7 protein-coding genes are annotated in these 19,050 nt (G+C 33.5%); 4 read left to right on the top strand and 3 right to left on the bottom strand.

Annotated elements, in window-relative coordinates:
- The first annotated feature begins 3 nt into the window (after positions 1-3).
- Positions 4-477, top strand: coding sequence for a methylated-DNA--[protein]-cysteine S-methyltransferase (locus D1817_01120; GenBank protein ID AXT21195.1), 474 nt, complete (start codon positions 4-6; stop codon positions 475-477).
- A gap of 4 nt (positions 478-481) precedes the next feature.
- Here D1817_01120 and D1817_01125 read toward each other — a convergent pair whose 3' ends face one another.
- Positions 482-2,206, bottom strand: a complete 1,725-nt coding sequence (locus tag D1817_01125) for a helix-turn-helix domain-containing protein (protein ID AXT18516.1) — start codon at positions 2,204-2,206, stop codon at positions 482-484.
- Between the two features lie 219 nt (positions 2,207-2,425).
- On the opposite strand from D1817_01125, the gene D1817_01130 reads away from it, so the two are divergent.
- Genes D1817_01130 through D1817_01140 form a run of 3 tightly spaced genes read left to right on the top strand, consistent with a single transcriptional unit; the run spans position 2,426 to position 6,785 of the window.
- Positions 2,426-4,852 carry a hypothetical protein gene (locus tag D1817_01130; protein AXT18517.1) on the top strand — a complete coding sequence of 809 codons (2,427 nt, stop codon included), beginning with the start codon at positions 2,426-2,428 and terminating at the stop codon, positions 4,850-4,852.
- 55 nt (positions 4,853-4,907) lie between these two features.
- The gene (locus tag D1817_01135) at positions 4,908-6,044 is read left to right on the top strand and encodes a class C beta-lactamase-related serine hydrolase (protein ID AXT18518.1); all 1,137 of its coding nucleotides are present in this window, start codon (positions 4,908-4,910) and stop codon (positions 6,042-6,044) included.
- A 27-nt stretch (positions 6,045-6,071) separates the two neighbouring features.
- On the top strand, positions 6,072-6,785 hold the full coding sequence (locus D1817_01140; protein ID AXT18519.1) for a 3'-5' exonuclease: 714 nt from the start codon (positions 6,072-6,074) through the stop codon (positions 6,783-6,785).
- 59 nt (positions 6,786-6,844) lie between these two features.
- On the opposite strand, the gene D1817_01145 is transcribed toward D1817_01140, so the two are convergent.
- Both D1817_01145 and D1817_01150 read right to left on the bottom strand, forming a co-directional pair.
- Positions 6,845-12,985, bottom strand: coding sequence for a T9SS C-terminal target domain-containing protein (locus D1817_01145; GenBank protein ID AXT18520.1), 6,141 nt, complete (start codon positions 12,983-12,985; stop codon positions 6,845-6,847).
- Between the two features lie 270 nt (positions 12,986-13,255).
- Positions 13,256-18,904, bottom strand: coding sequence for a T9SS C-terminal target domain-containing protein (locus D1817_01150; protein AXT18521.1), 5,649 nt, complete (start codon positions 18,902-18,904; stop codon positions 13,256-13,258).
- Positions 18,905-19,050 lie beyond the last annotated feature (146 nt).

Here is a 19,050-nt window from a genome sequence, read left to right on the forward strand (position 1 = left end):
GAAATGGAAACCTGTACTATAAATACTCCTTTAGGTATTGCAAAAATTACTGGTGATGAAACAGGGTTATCTGCAGTTACTATTTTAAGTAATGAAACATCTGTTTCTGATACAATTCCTGATGTGCTTCAAGATTGTGTTTATCAACTTCGAGAATATTTTAATGGCGAACGCAAACAATTTGACTTAAAATTAAATCCTGAAGGCACCGAATTTCAAAAACGCGTTTGGGAACTTTTATTAGAAATTCCTTATGGAAAAACCCTATCTTACCTAGAACTTTCTAAACGTTTTGGAGATATAAAAGCAATTCGAGCTGTAGCTAGTGCAAATGGTAAAAATCCTTTTTGGGTGATTGTACCTTGCCATCGTGTTATTGGTAGCGATGGGAGTTTAACTGGTTATGCTGGTGGTATTCATCGCAAAAAATGGCTGCTAGAACACGAAAGTCCTTATAAACAACAATCGTTGTTTTAAAATCTTATTTTTCCTTTTCTAACTCTTTAATAAAGTAAGATGGGTAAATCCCTGTTTTTTTATAAAATGCCTTAGAGAATGCTTGGTCTGTATTAAAACCTATATCATTTGCGATAGCCTTAATTGTAAACTTCCTAAATTTTAAATCTTGTTTTAACCTATTTACCACATAATCTATACGTAAATCGTTAATATACTGACTTACGCTTTTTTGTTTGGTTTGATTTAGCACATAAGAAAGGTATTTAGAATTCGTTTTAAAACTTTTAGCTAGTTTATCTAATGTAAGATTTGTTTTTAAGAATTTTTCTTGTGCTTCAAACTTATTAAGAGATTGAGTAATGTGATTAATGGTATCTTGAGAAAGATCTAACTTTTGCTCTTTCTTTATTTTTGAAATTGAATTTTGTTTTTCCACTTCTATCCTTTCTTTAAGAAGTACTTTAAATCGTTTTTTATAACGTCGTTGATTAACATAAAATAATCCCAATCCCAGTAAACTTAGCCCTAAAAGAATTGAAATAATCAATCGTATTTTTGATGTTATTGCATTTTCATTTTTAAGCGAGGCTATTAATTGTTCTCTGTCTTCAATGAGATTAGGGATGTCATATTCAGTTTCGAGTTTATTGTTTATGTATTTGTAATTGATATCAAGAATGCTATCAACTGTAATTAATTTATCTAGATATTTCAATTGATTTTCATTATCTACTAAATTTTTATAATGATTGACTAATCCTAAATAAGTTAGTTTAGTTTCTGGAATAAGGTAATTAGACGTTTGAGTTAACGAGTCAATTTTATTGTAGTAAAGTAGTTTTTGTTCATCATTATTTAACGCTTCGTAAGATTTCCCTAAATAAAAATAGGCATCAATAAGTTTATATATTTCAAAATCTAACCTGTTGTTTACATCTTGCAATTTTGGAAGAGTCAATATAATTTTTTCGATACTACTTTTAAACTGACCATCATAATAATCAAATATACCATCATTAAGAACAAGAAGATATTTAAGAGCATTTCCTTTCCCTATCTTCAAACCTTCACTGTTTAATGTTTTAGCAGAATCTAATTCTTTATTAAGCCTATAAGTTCTAACTAGTTCAAACAATGTATTTAAATAAGGTTCTAAATAACCTTCTCTGTCTTCTGGATTTAGCTTTAAACGGTTTTCATCAAATTTTAAATTCTTTTTAAAAATCGAAATTGCTCCTTCAAAGTCTCCATAATCTCTCTTAATAAGCCCAATATTATAATTCGTATAATTTATCCGAAAATTATTAGTTACTGGACTCAATAAATTCAATTCTTTCAAGTAATAGTTTAATGCTTCTTGAAAATTCCCCTCTATACGCTCTATATATCCTTTTTTTCCAAATAAAGCAGCTGGGTACCTTTGGTTTTTAAATTCTGTTTTATTAATCAAGGTAATTGCGCTATCAATATAAGTAGTTGCTAGGTCATAATTATTATCATAAAAATCTGCAAAAAGATGATACCCTTTTAAAATTTCTTCAATATTGGTTTCTAATTTCGCTTTTTTTAGATACGTATTAATGTATTGCTTGCCCTTTTCTGTATACTCGTTAATGTAATAAAGAGAATCTAGTTCATTATAGGATTTAGATAATATTGAATCAGGTGCTTTAGTTTCTTGAGCGTAAAGTGATGAAATCATCATTATAATGATTCCAATTTGGAAGATATTTTTAAGGCATTTCATACTTCTCAAAAGAACTATAAGCTAATTTAATTCTAAACAAAAATATTTAAAATGGCATTTTTAAAATAAAATATCCTCACAAAAAGGTGTTAAATATTAAAATACTATATATCAGCTAATTAAATTAAGTATTCTTACCGTATTTTCAAGGAAAACACACTGTATTTCTTTGTTTAGATGTTTATCTCAGCCTTATGTTTGTTTAAAACATTATAAAAAATGAAGATAAGATTTTTACTATTACTTTGCTTTGTCTTTAGTATTCAACAAGGCAACACACAAGATTTAAAAACGCATAAATTATTTCCTCCAGATACTACTATCGTTGACGATTTTAACTTTTTAAAGCAAGAACTTCAAGGCAAGCAATTAGTGATGCTTGGAGAACTTACACATCAATATGGTACCATTTTCGAGATGAAAGCTCGTGTTATTGAATATCTCCATCAAGAGTTAGGATATACCACTATCGCCATGGAATCTTCTATGTATGATATGTGGAAAATGAACAAAGAAGGCTTTACACCAGAAAAATTTAACGAAACTGTTTATGGCGTATGGTCAAAAACCAAGGAGTTCCAACGTCTCGTTAGCTATGTAGACGAGAATAAATTGAAAGTGTTTGGTTTTGATTCTCAGGTAGATCATACCGACAATTTTATAGATGATTTCTTCGATTACTGCGAAGACAATCATATCGAAATACAGGTTGAAGAAGAAGATATGGCTATCGTTATGCAAGGCGTTTTAGATAATTATTATTTTGAAGAATATGATATGAAATTTTCTGTTTATGAAAAGGAATTAGAACGTATTATCAAAAAAATAAACACTTTTGAATCTACAGATTTAAACTACCACTGGAGTCAATTTGCAAAAAACATATTAGCAACGTCAAGAGATGCCTATTATAATCAAGAAGACATACGTTCTGTCAATTTTATTAATGAACAACACAATATTCGAGATGCTCAAATGGCAGATAATGTATTGAGTTATATGAATAGGCATCCCAAAGAAAAAATTGTGCTATGGGCAGATAATATTCACGTGATTAATGAAATAAAAAGTCTTGAAACTCCCTTGTTAAATAAATTTATATCTATGGGAAATTATATTAAAAAGGCTTTAAATGATAAGGTATATAGTCTTGCTACGCTACACGCTAATGATTCCATTTTTTCTTTGAATGAATGGAATAAAACACCAATACAGGAAAATTCTTTTGAATATGATTTGAAAAATTTAGGAGAACCTTATCTTTTTATAAGTTCAAATCAAGAAGCCATGCAAACTCCCAAAACACATAGATTATTTAGTTACTTGAATTTTTATGAATCTAGATTAGATGAGCTTCATGATGGTTATATCTTTATAAAATATGCTGAAGATTCAAGCCCTAATATTAAAAAATCGAAAAAAATAGAAGAGTTTGAAGTTGTATTAACGGATACATCAAAAGTTGAAAAGGCGAAATTAAAAAAAGAGCAAAACACCACCTATTTAACTGGTAAAATTATAGATGCTGAAACGAATGCCCCTGTGGCTTTTGCCAATTTAATTTTAAAAGAGCAGGAAATCTATAGAATTTCTGATGATGAGGGATACTTTAAAATTCCTGTAAATGCTAATCTTCTCAATACAGCATCAGTTAATATATCGTCTATGGGGTTTACTTCTCAAAATATCCCTCTTAATCAGCTAAACAAAACTGTTAAGTTAAATCCTAGCTTGGATCAACTTGATGAAGTTATTGTAATAGGTTATACAACACCTTTAGCTGTATTAAAAATAGCAGTAAAAAACATAAAATTTAATCATCCTATTACACCATTCAATTATCATAGGTATACAAAAACTTTAATGAATAAAGATGATGAAGACATTATTGATATTGACTTATTTACTAAAGAATATGATGAGGGTTATCGGCAGCTCAATAGAGCTAATCGTAGGGTAGATCAAATAAAATGGAATAAAAATGATTTAGGAAAACGATTGAAAAACACAAGTCAATTATTTGGTTATGCACGTCAAAATGCAAATGCTTTACGATATTCTAATATTGTACATCGTAGAAAATATAAAAAATTTGATTTGGAGTTTGTAAAATCAAAAGACCCAAAAGATGATGGTATGTATATCATCCAGTTTAAAACCGAACGCAATAAATGGAATTATACTAATAGGGGGCATTCTACTACTTACAGTGGTTTTATATATATTAATAGAGATGACTATGCTATAACAAAAGTTATCGAAAATTGGGAGACCTCTTTAACTACAGAAGAAATTTTAAAATACAATTACTTTGGTAGTAATACTCCACAAAATCTTGATGAAATAAGAGAAATAAAAGTCAAAGAAGAGAACATTAATGAGTATAAAGCGCATAGTGATGGGAAATATTATGCTAGTTATGTATTTAAAAGAGACTATAGAGAACACATTCTAAAAACTGGTGAGAAAACCAATTACATCTTTCAATCTAATGCTTCTCTTTTTAATATTGAAACTGATAATTTAGAAGTCATTGAATATGATCATTACAGACAAAATGAAACTGTTTTAAGACGCGTGAAGTATGATGAAGTTTTCTGGAATTCGTTTGATAATGATTTATACTTAAAATTAAAGCAAGGCTAAATTAATAAGCAATGTGTAATATTTTATATCTTTAAATGTTATAAAATCATTGCTTATGAAATTCTTAAAAAAGTTTTTAAAATGGTTCATAGGAATCATCGGAGTTCTAATTATTACAGCATATATTTTTGATTACGAATATATTCTAAAAGGAATAAGAGTTGTATATTTTACAGGGCATACTACTGCTTTTATTGATGATTATCCTTATTTTGAAAATGATGTAATTAAAAAAGGTGTAGAAACCGACGCTTGGCCTTTAGATAACAACTATAATACTGTAACTGCTACCGAAACATTAAAAAAAACCAATGACGAATTAGGAACTGTAGCTTATCTCATAATAAAAAATGATAGTGTTTTTTATGAATGGTATGCAGATGGTTATAGTAAAGATTCTAAAACTAATTCTTTTTCTATGGCGAAAAGCATCGTGACTTCTTTACTTGGGAAAGCCATTATGGAAGGTCATATAAAAAGTTTAGACCAGCCTATTAGTGATTTTTATCCTCAATACGAAGGTAAAAAAACAACTGTTGGTGATTTATCATCAATGGCTTCTGGCTTAGATTGGGTTGAGCATTATTCAAGTCCTTTTTCAATTACAGCAAGAGCTAATTATGATGATGATTTAGGCGATACTATTTTAGGTTTAGAAATTGTAGAAACGCCAGGAGAATCTTTTAAATATTTAAGCGGAAGCACACAGCTTTTAGGAATGATTATACAGGAAGCAACAGGAAAACAACTAGCAGAATATCTTTCTGAAAGTTTCTGGCAACCTCTGGGCACATCTAATGATGCCTTATGGGAGTTAGATGATGATGAAAATAGATTAGCTAAAGCGTTTTGTTGTATTTCAAGTAATGCAAGAGATTTTGCCCGTTTTGGGAAATTGTATAAAGATCATGGACAATGGAACGGTAAGCAACTATTAGACTCCACATTCGTGGCCACTGCGACACAACCTCGATTTAAAGGACAACCTTATGGTTATGGATTTTGGATTAGTGATTACAAGAACAAGCACATTTTTGCTATGCGAGGTATCCTTGGGCAATATGTAATTACTATCCCTGAAGATGATTTAATTATTGTTCGTTTGGGTCATAAACGAGCCAATAGCTTTTCGAATTCTTTTACTTCAGATTTTTATACTTATATTGATGAAGCATATAGAATGTTGAATTAATAAGGCCTCTCTTTTTTAAAAACAAATATGATCTCTAAACTAAATCTTGAAAATATACTTTTTTTAGATATTGAAACTGTCCCAGAAGAGCGGTATTTTTCAGATTTGGATGAAAGTAAGCAGGCTTTATGGGAACATAAATCTCAATATCAACGCAAAGATGATTATACAGCCGAGGAGTTTTATGAACGTGCAGGTATTTGGGCAGAATTTGGTAAAATAATTTGTATTTCTGTAGGGTATTTTACATTTCAAGGAGATAACAGAATGTTTCGAGTTACATCATTTTATGGAGATGAAGTTATACTTCTAAAAGATTTTAAAAATCTTTTAATTTCTCATTTTAATCAAGCAAAGCACTTATTGTGCGCTCATAACGGAAAAGAGTTTGATTTCCCCTATATCGCACGTCGAATGATTATAAACGATATTGAATTACCATATAAGTTGAATTTATTTGGTAAAAAACCTTGGGAAGTTCCTCATTTAGATACTTTAGAATTGTGGAAATTTGGAGATTATAAAACGTATACTTCTTTAAAATTAATGACAAATGTCTTAGGAATACCATCACCTAAAGATGATATTGACGGAAGTGAAGTATATCGTGTATTTTATGAAGATAATGATATTAATCGTATTATTATTTATTGTGAAAAAGATACTATCGCTGTTGCTCAAATATTTTTAAGGCTACGTCGAAATTCCATTTTAACCGAAGACGAAATTAAACATATATAAAAAAGCCCAGATTTTTACATCTGGACTTTTTAGTATCGATAATTGATGGTTAAAATTAATTATCGCTTAATAAAACGTTTAGTTATTGTTTCTTCTCCTGTAGTAAATCTTATATGATATACTGCTGAAGTTAATTCACTAACATTTATTACCTTATTAATTACCTTTCCTTTTGAGACTACTTGACCTATAATATTATAAACCTCATAACTCAAATCATCAAAATTTGATGATACATTTAATGTATTACCCTGTACTGGATTTGGATATAATACAATGTCGTTAATAGATGATAAACTATTTTGATTTGATAAAATAGGGTTTTCAACTTGCTGTGCCACAGATGAAGTATTTAACTCAACATTATCTAATGCAAAATCTGCTTGCCAAGTTCCTCCCGTTACTCTATTAAATCGTAGCTGAACACTCCCGCCAACATATAATGTTAAATCTATATTAGCAGTATTCCATTGATTTCCTTGATTGCCAGTTAAACTCCAAAGTGAAGTCCAAGTTAATCCACTATCATTACTAGCTTCTAATACTATACTACCAAAATCATTTGATCCAAACATATGATAATTAAAATCAAATGTAGCTGAGGTTTCATTACTTAGATCAAAACAAGGCGAATTTAATATAGCTCTCATATTTGGAAAGCCTGTCCCTTGACCTGAAGCTTCTACATAAACATAAGAATTACCATCTATAGCCGAGGACGGTCCTGTCCCGTTAGATGGAGTGCCATTGGCATCTACTGTCCAATTAATATCATCTGCTGTAGATTGTGTCCAAGCTCCTAAGTTATTTTCAAAACTTTCTTCATATGGAAATGATGTAATACCTCCTGAACATCCTGTTGGAGGTTCGGGAGCTCCTTCAGTTAAACTAATATTGTCTAATGCAAAATCTGCTTGCCAAATGCCTCCCGTTACTCTATTAAATCGTAACTGTACACTTCCTCCAACATATGACGTTAAATCTACATTAGCTGTATTCCATTGATTACCCTGATTTCCTGTACGACTCCATATACTCGTCCATGTCGCTCCATCATCATCACTAATCTCTAAATCTATACTTCCAAAATCATTTGATCCAAACATATGATTCTGAAACGTAAAGGTTGCTTCTGTTAAATTTGAAAGATCAAAACACGGTGAATTCAATATAGATCGAATATTTGGAAAGCCTGTCCCATTTACTGATGCTTCTACAAATACATATGAACTCCCCTCTATAGCAGACGATGGACCTGTCCCTTGTGATGGAGTGCCTCCTGAGTTTACCGTCCAATTGTTATCATCTGCTGTAGATTGGGTCCAAGTTCCTAATCCACTCTCAAAGCCTTCGCTATATGGGAAACTATTGATCCCATTCGAACATCCTGTATTTGTTGGAATATCTAATGTAGTAACATTGACTGTATTACTATTCCCCGACTGATTCCCTGCTGCGTCTTCTGCTCTTACTGTAAAAGCATAGCTTGTACTCGCTGTTAATCCTGTCACTTGATAATTTGTACCTGTTACTGTTGCTACTACTATTCCGTCTTGTGATACATCATAACTCGTTACTCCTACATTATCTGTAGATTGTGTCCAACTTAAATCTGTACTCGTCTGTGTTGTATTACTCGCTGTTAAATTTGTCGGTGCACTAGGTGCTTGCGTGTCTGGTGGTGTTAATGTCGTTACATTTACTGTATTACTATTACCAGATTGATTCCCTGCTGCATCTTCTGCTCTTACTACAAAGGCATAACTCGTACTTTCTGTTAAGCCTACCGCTTGATAATTTGTGCCTGTGACTGTTGCTATTACTATCCCATCTCGCAATACATCATATCCTGTTACGCCTACATTATCTGTAGAAGCTCCCCAACTTAAATCTGTGGTTGTAAGTGTTGTTCCTGACGCTGTTAAATTCGTCGGGGCACTCGGTGATTGTGTGTCTGGTGGTGTTAGCGTGGTTACATTTACTGTATTACTATTCGCTGACTCATTTCCTGCTGCATCTTCTGCTCTCACTATAAATGCATATGATGTGTCTCCTGATAATCCTGTTACTTGATACGTCGTATTTGCTACCGTTGCTATTACTACTCCATCTTGTAATACATCATAGCCTGTTACCCCCACATTATCTGTAGAAGCTCCCCAACTTAAATCTGTACTATTAAATGTCGTATTACTAGACACCAAACTCTCAGGTGCACTAGGTGATTCTGTGTCTGGTGGGTCTAATGTAGTTATGTTTTCTACATTGCTTGCAGGTGATACATTACCTGCCGCATCTTTGGCTGTAATACTAAAACTATAAGATGTACTTTCTATTAATCCTGTTACTTGATATGTTGTTCCTGTAACATTTGCTATAATAATTCCATCCTGAGATACATCATATTCAGTAACTCCTACATTATCTGTAGAAGCAGTCCAATTTAAATCCGTACTCGTTTGTGTGATATTATTAGCTATCAAATTTGTTGGTGCAGTTGGGGATTCTGTATCTGGCGTGACTATATTTACAATGTTACTGGCTATAGATACATTTCCTGCGGCGTCTTTTGCAACAATACTAAAGTTATAAGATGTACTTGCTGTCAACCCTGTTACTTGATGTGTTAAACCTGTTACTGTTGCTATATTAGTTCCATCTTGTAGTATATCATAGTCCGTAACTCCTACATTATCTGTAGAGGCTGTCCAACTCAAATCTGTAGTCGTTTGTGTTGTATTATTCGCCACCAAATTTGTTGGTGCACTAGGTGATTCTGTATCTGGTGGGTCTAAAGTTGTTACATTAACAACGTTACTGGCTACAGATACATTATCTGCTGCATCTTTAGCAACAATACTAAATTGATAATCTGTGCTTTCTATTAAACCTGTTACTTGATATGTTAGACCTGTTACTGTAGCAATAACAGTTCCATCTTGCAGTACATCATAGCCTGTAACTCCTACATTATCTGTTGAGGCTGACCAACTTAAATCTGTGGTGGTTTGTGCAGTATTATTTGCAACTAAATTTGTTGGCGCACTAGGCGCTTCAATATCTGGGCCTGACCCTTGTATTACAATAGTGTAGTCTTCTACCTCTCCAAATTGAAATGTTTCGCATGGCGTTGGTGCTGCGTTGTACTTCATCGATACACGCATTCTTGTTGAGTTTTCTACTGCTCCAACTGGTACAACAAAATTACCGCTAATTGAAGTAGATTGTGATGGTGCTGAAGTTAACACTTGCTCTCCAGGATCTGTAAAATCTCCATTTCTATTATAATCTATCCATACAGAATACGCTTCGTTATAAACTGTCCCTGTCCATGTTGGTGTTATTGTAATTGTATATTGTTCTTCTTTAGTTAGTACTGTAGAGATATTTGTAAAATCTGTATATACTTGTCCAGTAGAACTATTATCAATCGTATTTAATTGTACTCTACTTATAAATTCTTCACTTGCGTTTCCACTAGCTGAATCACAATACGTAATTGGTGCTTCATCTAATGTTGTAAATGCTGTTGAGCTACTATATGCAGAATTATTACCTGAACCACATTTACTTCTTACTTGTACTTCATAATCTGTAGAAGCTGTAAGTCCAGTAAGATTAGAATTAGCTGTTGCTAAATCTAAAATATCTGTCCAAGTAGAAGTGCCGACAACTCTATATCTTAAATCATAAGTTGCTGAAGGAATACTATTCCAATTAATCGTCGCTTCAGTTTGAGTAATCCCAGATGCTACAACATTTGTTGGCACAGATGTTACACATGGAACTGAAACTCCTGTAATTGTAAAATCATCTATAAAAAATCCGCTGTAATCTGTCGAGTAATTTTCTGGTCTATTGTTACTATCTGTTCTAAATCTAAAACGAATTTGAGCATTGGTAGCATTTAATAAAAAACTATTATGTGTTGCATCTACAACTATTTCTTCCATAACCCATTTATTCATTTGGTCACCATCATAAACACGCCCAGAACTATTGTTTTGCTGAAAGGATTCATTAGTACTAGCCTTATCAGCATGATCATTATTAGATGCTGGAGCTTCTGGCTTATTATAAACACCACACAATGGTTGCCATGTAGTTCCATTAGTTGAACCTTCAATTTCAACAAAATCAAAATTACGTTCTAAATCCCATCTTGAATAAAATTGAATAATTACTTCACTAGAACTCGAAAAATCGAAAGTACCTGCCGAAGTCAATGTACTATTTGCGTTATTAGCATATGGTACAGTTGATCCAGATTTTATTGCTGTAGTTCCTGAAAATGGATTCGTTGTAGAAGTCACCCAATTCCCCCCAGAAACAGTCCAATTACTTAATCCGTCTGTATCTGGGTTATCGGAAAATATTATGTTAGGTTGGTATATTTTTTCAAAATTAGCATCATAAAATACAACACCATTACCATTAGATAGTTTTACATTATACTCTATTTTTTCATTTGGCTGAATCCCAGCATTTAATTGTAATTGTGCAGTAATATTACGTTGTTCTAAAATAGTCATCCCTGTTTGTACACTAGGTGACGTAATAGAAGTTATATTAAGAGACACTGGTGTTACAGTTAATGTAAAATCGCTATTGGTTTGCCCTATACGCTCAATACCAAATTCAAGGTTAGATGTTAAATTAGAGATATTTGTTTTCGTTAAGTCGTTAAGTTTTGCATACTGACCCGCATAATATGCATTCATCAGATTAATTCGCATGGCACGTTTTGCAATAGGGACAATATTAACTGGGTTAGGCCAAAAACCTCCTTCACTTCCTAGGCCATGCTCTGGCGTAGATGCTAAAATATTACGTCCTGACCCTACAGATCCATTTCCATCAGTAGTACCTCCTAACATCCAATCGTCTGCAATACCATTAGCTGGTGTAAAAATAGTAGCTCCAGATACATAGCGATTAAATCGAGTCATATCTTCATGCCATTTATGCATTTCATCTTCTCTACCAGATACTCTAGATGGTATTCCTCCATAAGGGTGTGGAATTGAATTTGCAGAAGAGTGATGCATTAATGCGGTTTCAAAATTTCGCGATAATACAAAATCTCTTAAGATTCTTGATTCAGGTTCTGAAAAAGCAGATGGTCCTCTATAAGAATCACTACTTGGTGTTCCTGAAGATCCATTAGAGTCTCCCGCAGATCCAAATAAATAATCAAAATTTCTATTTAAATCTACTCCTCTATTCGTATTATTTGAACTTGTACTTCCAGAATCTCCAGAATTTACTCTTAAATTTTTTCTTTGTAGACCTCCTCCATTTGGAGTAATAATTTCATTCCATCTCAATCCATCTGGATTTACTACTGGAACAAAATACATTTCATTATTATCTACTAAATTTTTAATTGCTGGGTCAGAATTATAGTTTTCTAACAAGTACCACATATAAAAAAGGTTACTCATTAAACTACTTACTTCTCTAGCATGAATCATAGATGTATATAATACCTCTGGCTCATTTGCTTCATCTGTATCAGGGTTATCGGAAATACGCACATAATATACTGTTTGTCCAGGAAATGTGGCACTACCTAAAGTGTTTCCTCTAGTTAGCTCTCCAGTTGGTGAAGCATCCATTTTAACAGAAATAAGATTAGGGTATAATGCCCTCATTTGATCTAGTTCAGCTTCTACTTGACTTACTGTGAGACAGCCTCCAAAAGAATTAGGAGCTGGATTTGGGTTTAAATTAAAATTAGCAGGAACTGCCCAATCAACTTCATCACACTCGGCATATTGTAAAAAGTTGTCTGTTGTTGTACTAGTAATTGAAGCAGCTGAAGCAATAGTTCCATCTAAATTAATATCTGAAATTTGTGAAATAGATGGAGTTAACGACTTTTCTATGGTCAACTGTGACCTAGCTAATTCAATATTTTGAGTAATTCTTTCGTCATAGTATTTTATTAAATCTTCGATTTCTACTGTGTAATTAATTCCGCTTTCGTTTAATTTCTCCAATTCAAACCCTGAGAGTTCTAGTTGGATAGAGTTGTTCTTAAAAATAGCTCCACATTTTAAATCGATACCTTGTTCTAATAACAAGTTAATTGTGCTTTGTGAGTCACTGGGTACAATTATTCTTTTATGCGTACTTTGAGATAAAATAATTTGTACAAAAAAGAATAGCCCAACAGTAATGAGGGTAGTTTTTTTCATCGTGTATTAATTGGTTAAATGGAAAATATTAATTAATCCTAGCTTGAAGTTACATTTTTTTCGAAGTTAAATAACTTCTAAAGTCAACTATTTATGGATTACAATTAAATTTACGGTTTTACCGTAATATCACTTACTTATATTCTTACATTTTGTTAAAATTTAAAAAACTATGTTCTATTTTTAAGAAATTGTTTATTAAATCATCATATACAAAAAAGCCCAGGTTATTACACCTGGGTCTTTTAAAGGTTGGTTAGTTATAATTAATTATCGCTTAATAAAACGTTTAGTTATTGTTTCTTCTCCTGTAGTAAATCTTATATGATATACTGCTGAAGTTAATTCACTAACATTTATTACCTTATTAATCACCTTTCCTTTTGAGACTACTTGACCTATAATATTATAAACCTCATAACTCAAATCATCAAAATTTGATGATACATTTAATGTATTACCCTGTACTGGATTTGGATATAGTACAATGTCATTAATATCTAAATTATTACCAAATAATCTCCTATCATCATCTTCTTCTCCTGAAGTACTTGCCGAAGCTGTTAAGCTTAATTGATCTACAGCCATATCACTCCTAAAGCCATTTCCTGTCGTTCCTGATAATCTTAACTTGATCACCTGCCCATCATATGCACCTAAATCAACCGTTCTCTGTAACCATGCAGCTCCATTACTACCCTGTTGTTGTCCAGTTAGTGTCGTTAATGTTGTCCAACTTGATCCATTATCATCACTCACATCTAATCGTAGACTTCCCATATTAGATCCAAACATATGATAGTAGAAAGAAAAACTAGCATTCTGACTATTCGTTAAATCAAAACATGGGCTTATTAGATTTACTGTCGCATTTGGTCCAGGATCTCGATTGTTAGATGCTTCTGTAAAGAAATAGTTTCCTCCTCCTGTAAAATCATTCGATGGCCCTGTACTATTTGATGGAGTTCCATTAGCATCTAATGTCCAATTCCCTTGATCTGCCGTATCTTGACTCCATAACCCTATCCCTGAGTTAAACGTCTCTGTATATGGAAATGATGATACTGATGACCCTGTACATGCTGGCGGCGGTGGCGCTGCTCCATCTGTTAAACTAATATTGTCTAATGCAAAATCTGCTTGCCAAATGCCTCCCGTTACTCTATTAAATCGTAACTGTACACTTCCTCCAACATATGACGTTAAATCTACATTAGCTGTATTCCATTGATTACCCTGATTTCCTGTACGACTCCATATACTCGTCCATGTCGCTCCATCATCATCACTAATCTCTAAATCTATACTTCCAAAATCATTTGATCCAAACATATGATTCTGAAACGTAAAGGTTGCTTCTGTTAAATTTGAAAGATCAAAACACGGTGAATTCAATATAGATCGAATATTTGGAAAGCCTGTCCCATTTACTGATGCTTCTACAAATACATATGAACTCCCCTCTATAGCAGACGATGGACCTGTCCCTTGTGATGGAGTGCCTCCTGAGTTTACCGTCCAATTGTTATCATCTGCTGTAGATTGGGTCCAAGTTCCTAATCCACTCTCAAAGCCTTCGCTATATGGGAAACTATTGATCCCATTCGAACATCCTGTATTTGTTGGAATATCTAATGTAGTAACATTGACTGTATTACTATTCCCCGACTGATTCCCTGCTGCGTCTTCTGCTCTTACTGTAAAAGCATAGCTTGTACTCGCTGTTAATCCTGTCACTTGATAATTTGTACCTGTTACTGTTGCTACTACTATTCCGTCTTGTGATACATCATAACTCGTTACTCCTACATTATCTGTAGATTGTGTCCAACTTAAATCTGTACTCGTCTGTGTTGTATTACTCGCTGTTAAATTTGTCGGTGCACTAGGTGCTTGCGTGTCTGGTGGTGTTAATGTCGTTACATTTACTGTATTACTATTACCAGATTGATTCCCTGCTGCATCTTCTGCTCTTACTACAAAGGCATAACTCGTACTTTCTGTTAAGCCTACCGCTTGATAATTTGTGCCTGTGACTGTTGCTATTACTATCCCATCTCGCAATACATCATATCCTGTTACGCCTACATTATCTGTAGAAGCTCCCCAACTTAAATCTGTGGTTGTAAGTGTTGTTCCTGACGCTGTTAAATTCGTCGGGGCACTCGGTGATTGTGTGTCTGGTGGTGTTAGCGTGGTTACATTTACTGTATTACTATTCGCTGACTCATTTCCTGCTGCATCTTCTGCTCTCACTATAAATGCATATGATGTGTCTCCTGATAATCCTGTTACTTGATACGTCGTATTTGCTACCGTTGCTATTACTACTCCATCTTGTAATACATCATAGCCTGTTACCCCCACATTATCTGTAGAAGCTCCCCAACTTAAATCTGTACTATTAAATGTCGTATTACTAGACACCAAACTCTCAGGTGCACTAGGTGATTCTGTGTCTGCAGGTGCAGAAATCGTTAAATTAATATTATCAATAGCGATATCACTCGAAAAGCTATTAGCAGTTGTTCCTGATATTCTCAATCTAATCATTTGACCATCATATTGAGAAAGGTCTATAACTTGAGTTCTCCATGCTTCTCCATTAGTAACTTGTTGTTGGCCACTTATAGGGTTAGCTCCAGGATTTACTCCATTTGTTGCTATTGCTGTATTTGAAATAGCTGAATAAGTAGTTCCATTATCGGTACTTATTTCTATAACTAAGTCTCCCATTGTTGCTCCAAACATATGATAATCAAATGTAAATTGTGCATTCTGGCGTCCTGACAAATCAAAACATGGTGAGTTTAAAATAGCTTGCATATTTGGGAAACCAACTCCATTCCCTGAAGATTCTGTATACAAATACTGTGAACCTACAGATGCACTTAATGGTCCTGTAGGGCCAGAAGTAACTGATGGTGTTGATCCACTTCTTTGAGTCCAATCTATATCATCTGCTGCAGATTGAGTCCATAGACCTAAACCACCTTCAAAGCTTTCAGAATAAGGAAATACCGATACTGATGGTCCTGTACATGGTACTGGAGCTCCTGCCTCTAATGTGGTTGCATTTATTGTATTACTTGCTGATGACGTATTTCCTGCACCATCTTTAGCAACTATGCTAAATGCATATGTAGTGTTTGCTGTTAAACCAGTAGCTTGATAGTTAGTTCCTGGAACTGTAGCAATTACAACTCCATCTTGTGATACGTCGTATGCTGTAACTCCTATATTATCTGTAGAAGCAGACCAATCCAAATCTATTGTAGTTTCTGTAATGTTAGAAGCTGTTAAATTTGCTGGTGCAGATGGCGCTTCCAAATCTACTACTGTTGTTGCTGTAAACGAGCCTGTAAACACACCTCTACCATAAGTAGATGCAATGATTATATGATCATTATCATTTCCATTTTTTGCCCAATAATCAAATGATGTTACACTTGCATCACTCATACCATTAAACGATTGCACCCAATTTGGATTTGCACTATTAAAGTTATCTGTAGTCCATACTCCCATTTGAGTTGCCACAATAGCTTCATTTCTACTTAGCGGATTTTGTAATATATCTCTAACTGGTAAATTTGGAAGATCTCCTTCTTTATTATCCCAAGTTGCTCCCGCATCAGAAGAAGACCATACATTAACAACTCCATAGTTATGGACTGTAACCATTAAATCATTAGCAGTTACTCCATATCTTATAGAAGAAATTGAACCTACAAACGGTGTTGTAATCGTTGTAAAGTTTGCATTTGTATTTGTAACACCTGTTAATCTTAGCAATCCTCCGTTTGCCAATCCAACATGCCAAACATTATTTGCAAAAGGCGATGCTCTAAAAGCAGTTGGGCTTGCTGTTAATGCTGCATTTGTAATGCTACCATTTGTATTAGATGCAACATTAATTGATTTAATTGCATTTTGAGTAGCATTTGAATTATTAGTTAATAAACGATTTGCATCACTATCATAACCCATTGGATTTACAAAATCTCCACGGCTTTGATCATTTGATAATGTTGTGGCTCCACCTTGACGTCTTCCTAATCCATTCCATGGTAAGCTAAATCTATAAATAACATTATTGACAAAAGTAGCAATCATGTATTGGCCATCTTTATCTACAAACGTATAAAAACCATCACCATCAGATAACTCTTCTGATCCGTTTATTCCAGCTGTAGCATTTCTAAAAGCTTGACTACCATTATCTTGAGCTCCAGCAGTAAAAATACCAGTAAGATCTCCTGTTCCATTTGGCCCTATTCCTGCTTTTACATATTGAGTTACATTGTAATTATTGTTTCTAACTCCTATGGCACTACCACTACTTTGTGCAGCAGACAAGTTTGATGCGTAATAAATACCTCCATCATTTCCAAAAACTGCTTGATTAGAATTTCCTGGTCTGAATGTCATTGCATGTTGATCTGCATGCACTAACGGAACTGGTAATGTATTAAGTCCTGGGTTGTTAGACCATTTTGAAATTTGTGTCCATGAAGAAGCACTATTTGTAGATCTAAATAAATCTATTCCTCCCACATAAAGAATATTATCGTTTGAAGGATCTACTTCAATCATTAGATCATAAAACGCTTGTCCTCTTGTAAAATCATTTGCAGAAATTCCATTATCAGCATCATTTGGTAATGCAGATGTACTAGTAGATGCAAATCCATTAGTAGTACTATAAATATGTACTGGGCTACTAACTCCTTGAGTAAGAGCGTACATTTTATTTGCATTAGTAGAAGATACTGCTATTTCTACTCTATTAGAATCTGTAAGAGGTGAGCCTCCAGCTTCTGTCCAAGTACTTCCGTTAGTAGAGCTAAATACTCTACCTCCACCTCCACCTCCAATACCTGGTGTTGTTATCGTACCCATCCATAATTTATTATCTGCACCTATTTCAAAGTCATTAGGTATAAAGTTATATGTTGCTCCACTAAAATCAAATTGCATATTAGCAGATTCTACTCTACTCCATGTAGTTCCTCCATTAGTGGATCTATATAAACCAGCTGTTTGTAACCCTAGCCAGTTTGTCGGATTAGATGCATCACCATATACATGAGCTCCAACTCCTACGAATAATTCTGTAGATGAGCCATTGTCCCAAGCAATTATATCATTAACATAATATATTCCAGATAAAAATAAGTTTGATGCGTTAAAATCAAATGTTGTAGCTCCAGCTGGCGGAATATTTATTGCATTCCAAGTATTACCCCCATCTGTTGATTTGTAAACTCCATTACCAACTACATCTCCTGCAGTATATTGTTCTCCTGTACCTACATACCATGTGTTAGAGTTTCTAGGGTCAACAGTTATTGATGTTACAGATAAATTTCCTGGTACGTTTTGTATTCTAGACCATGATGAGGATGCTGAAGTAATATCGTTGTTAACCCAAAGACCTCCACTAACACCTCCAGCAAAAACTCTTCTATTGCTAGTATCATTAGGATCAAAAAGCATCACTCTTGTTCGCCCCCCTACATCATTGGGGCCTCTTTCATCCCAAGAATTTGTACTACTACTCCCTGGTGTAGAGCTAATTACTAAATCTCCTAAATTAGATCCATTAGAACGATTACTCTTAATTTGATTTTGTAACTCTACAAGTTCTCCATCATCTAATTTTCCTGTAGATGGATTTACAGAAAGCTCCCACATTTGTTCATAATATCTGTTTGGAGGAAGTCCCTGTGCTTTACGCTCTTTCTTATTAAGCTTGATAGTTTCTTTAAAGGGGCTGTTTTTAAGTATTTCAGCATGTTTTTCCCTTAACTCTTCTACAGAATACTCTGTATTAGAAGGTGTTTTCGTGGTAAAAATAAAAGCTAATAAAGCTACTATTGTAATAGAGCTTATTAGCCAAAGTAATTTTTTTTTCATTGGTTAGTGTTTAAAATGGTTTGTGTTAAAATTTCCTTAAAGATGTTAAAAAAATGTTTAATCTCTTACAAAGTGCAAGAATTTTCGATGAATTACATTTAAATGACAGAAATTTTCGATGAATTACACTTTTCTATAACATTTCA

The sequence above is a fragment of the Flavobacteriaceae bacterium genome (assembly GCA_003443635.1).
GTDB lineage: Bacteria > Bacteroidota > Bacteroidia > Flavobacteriales > Flavobacteriaceae > AU392.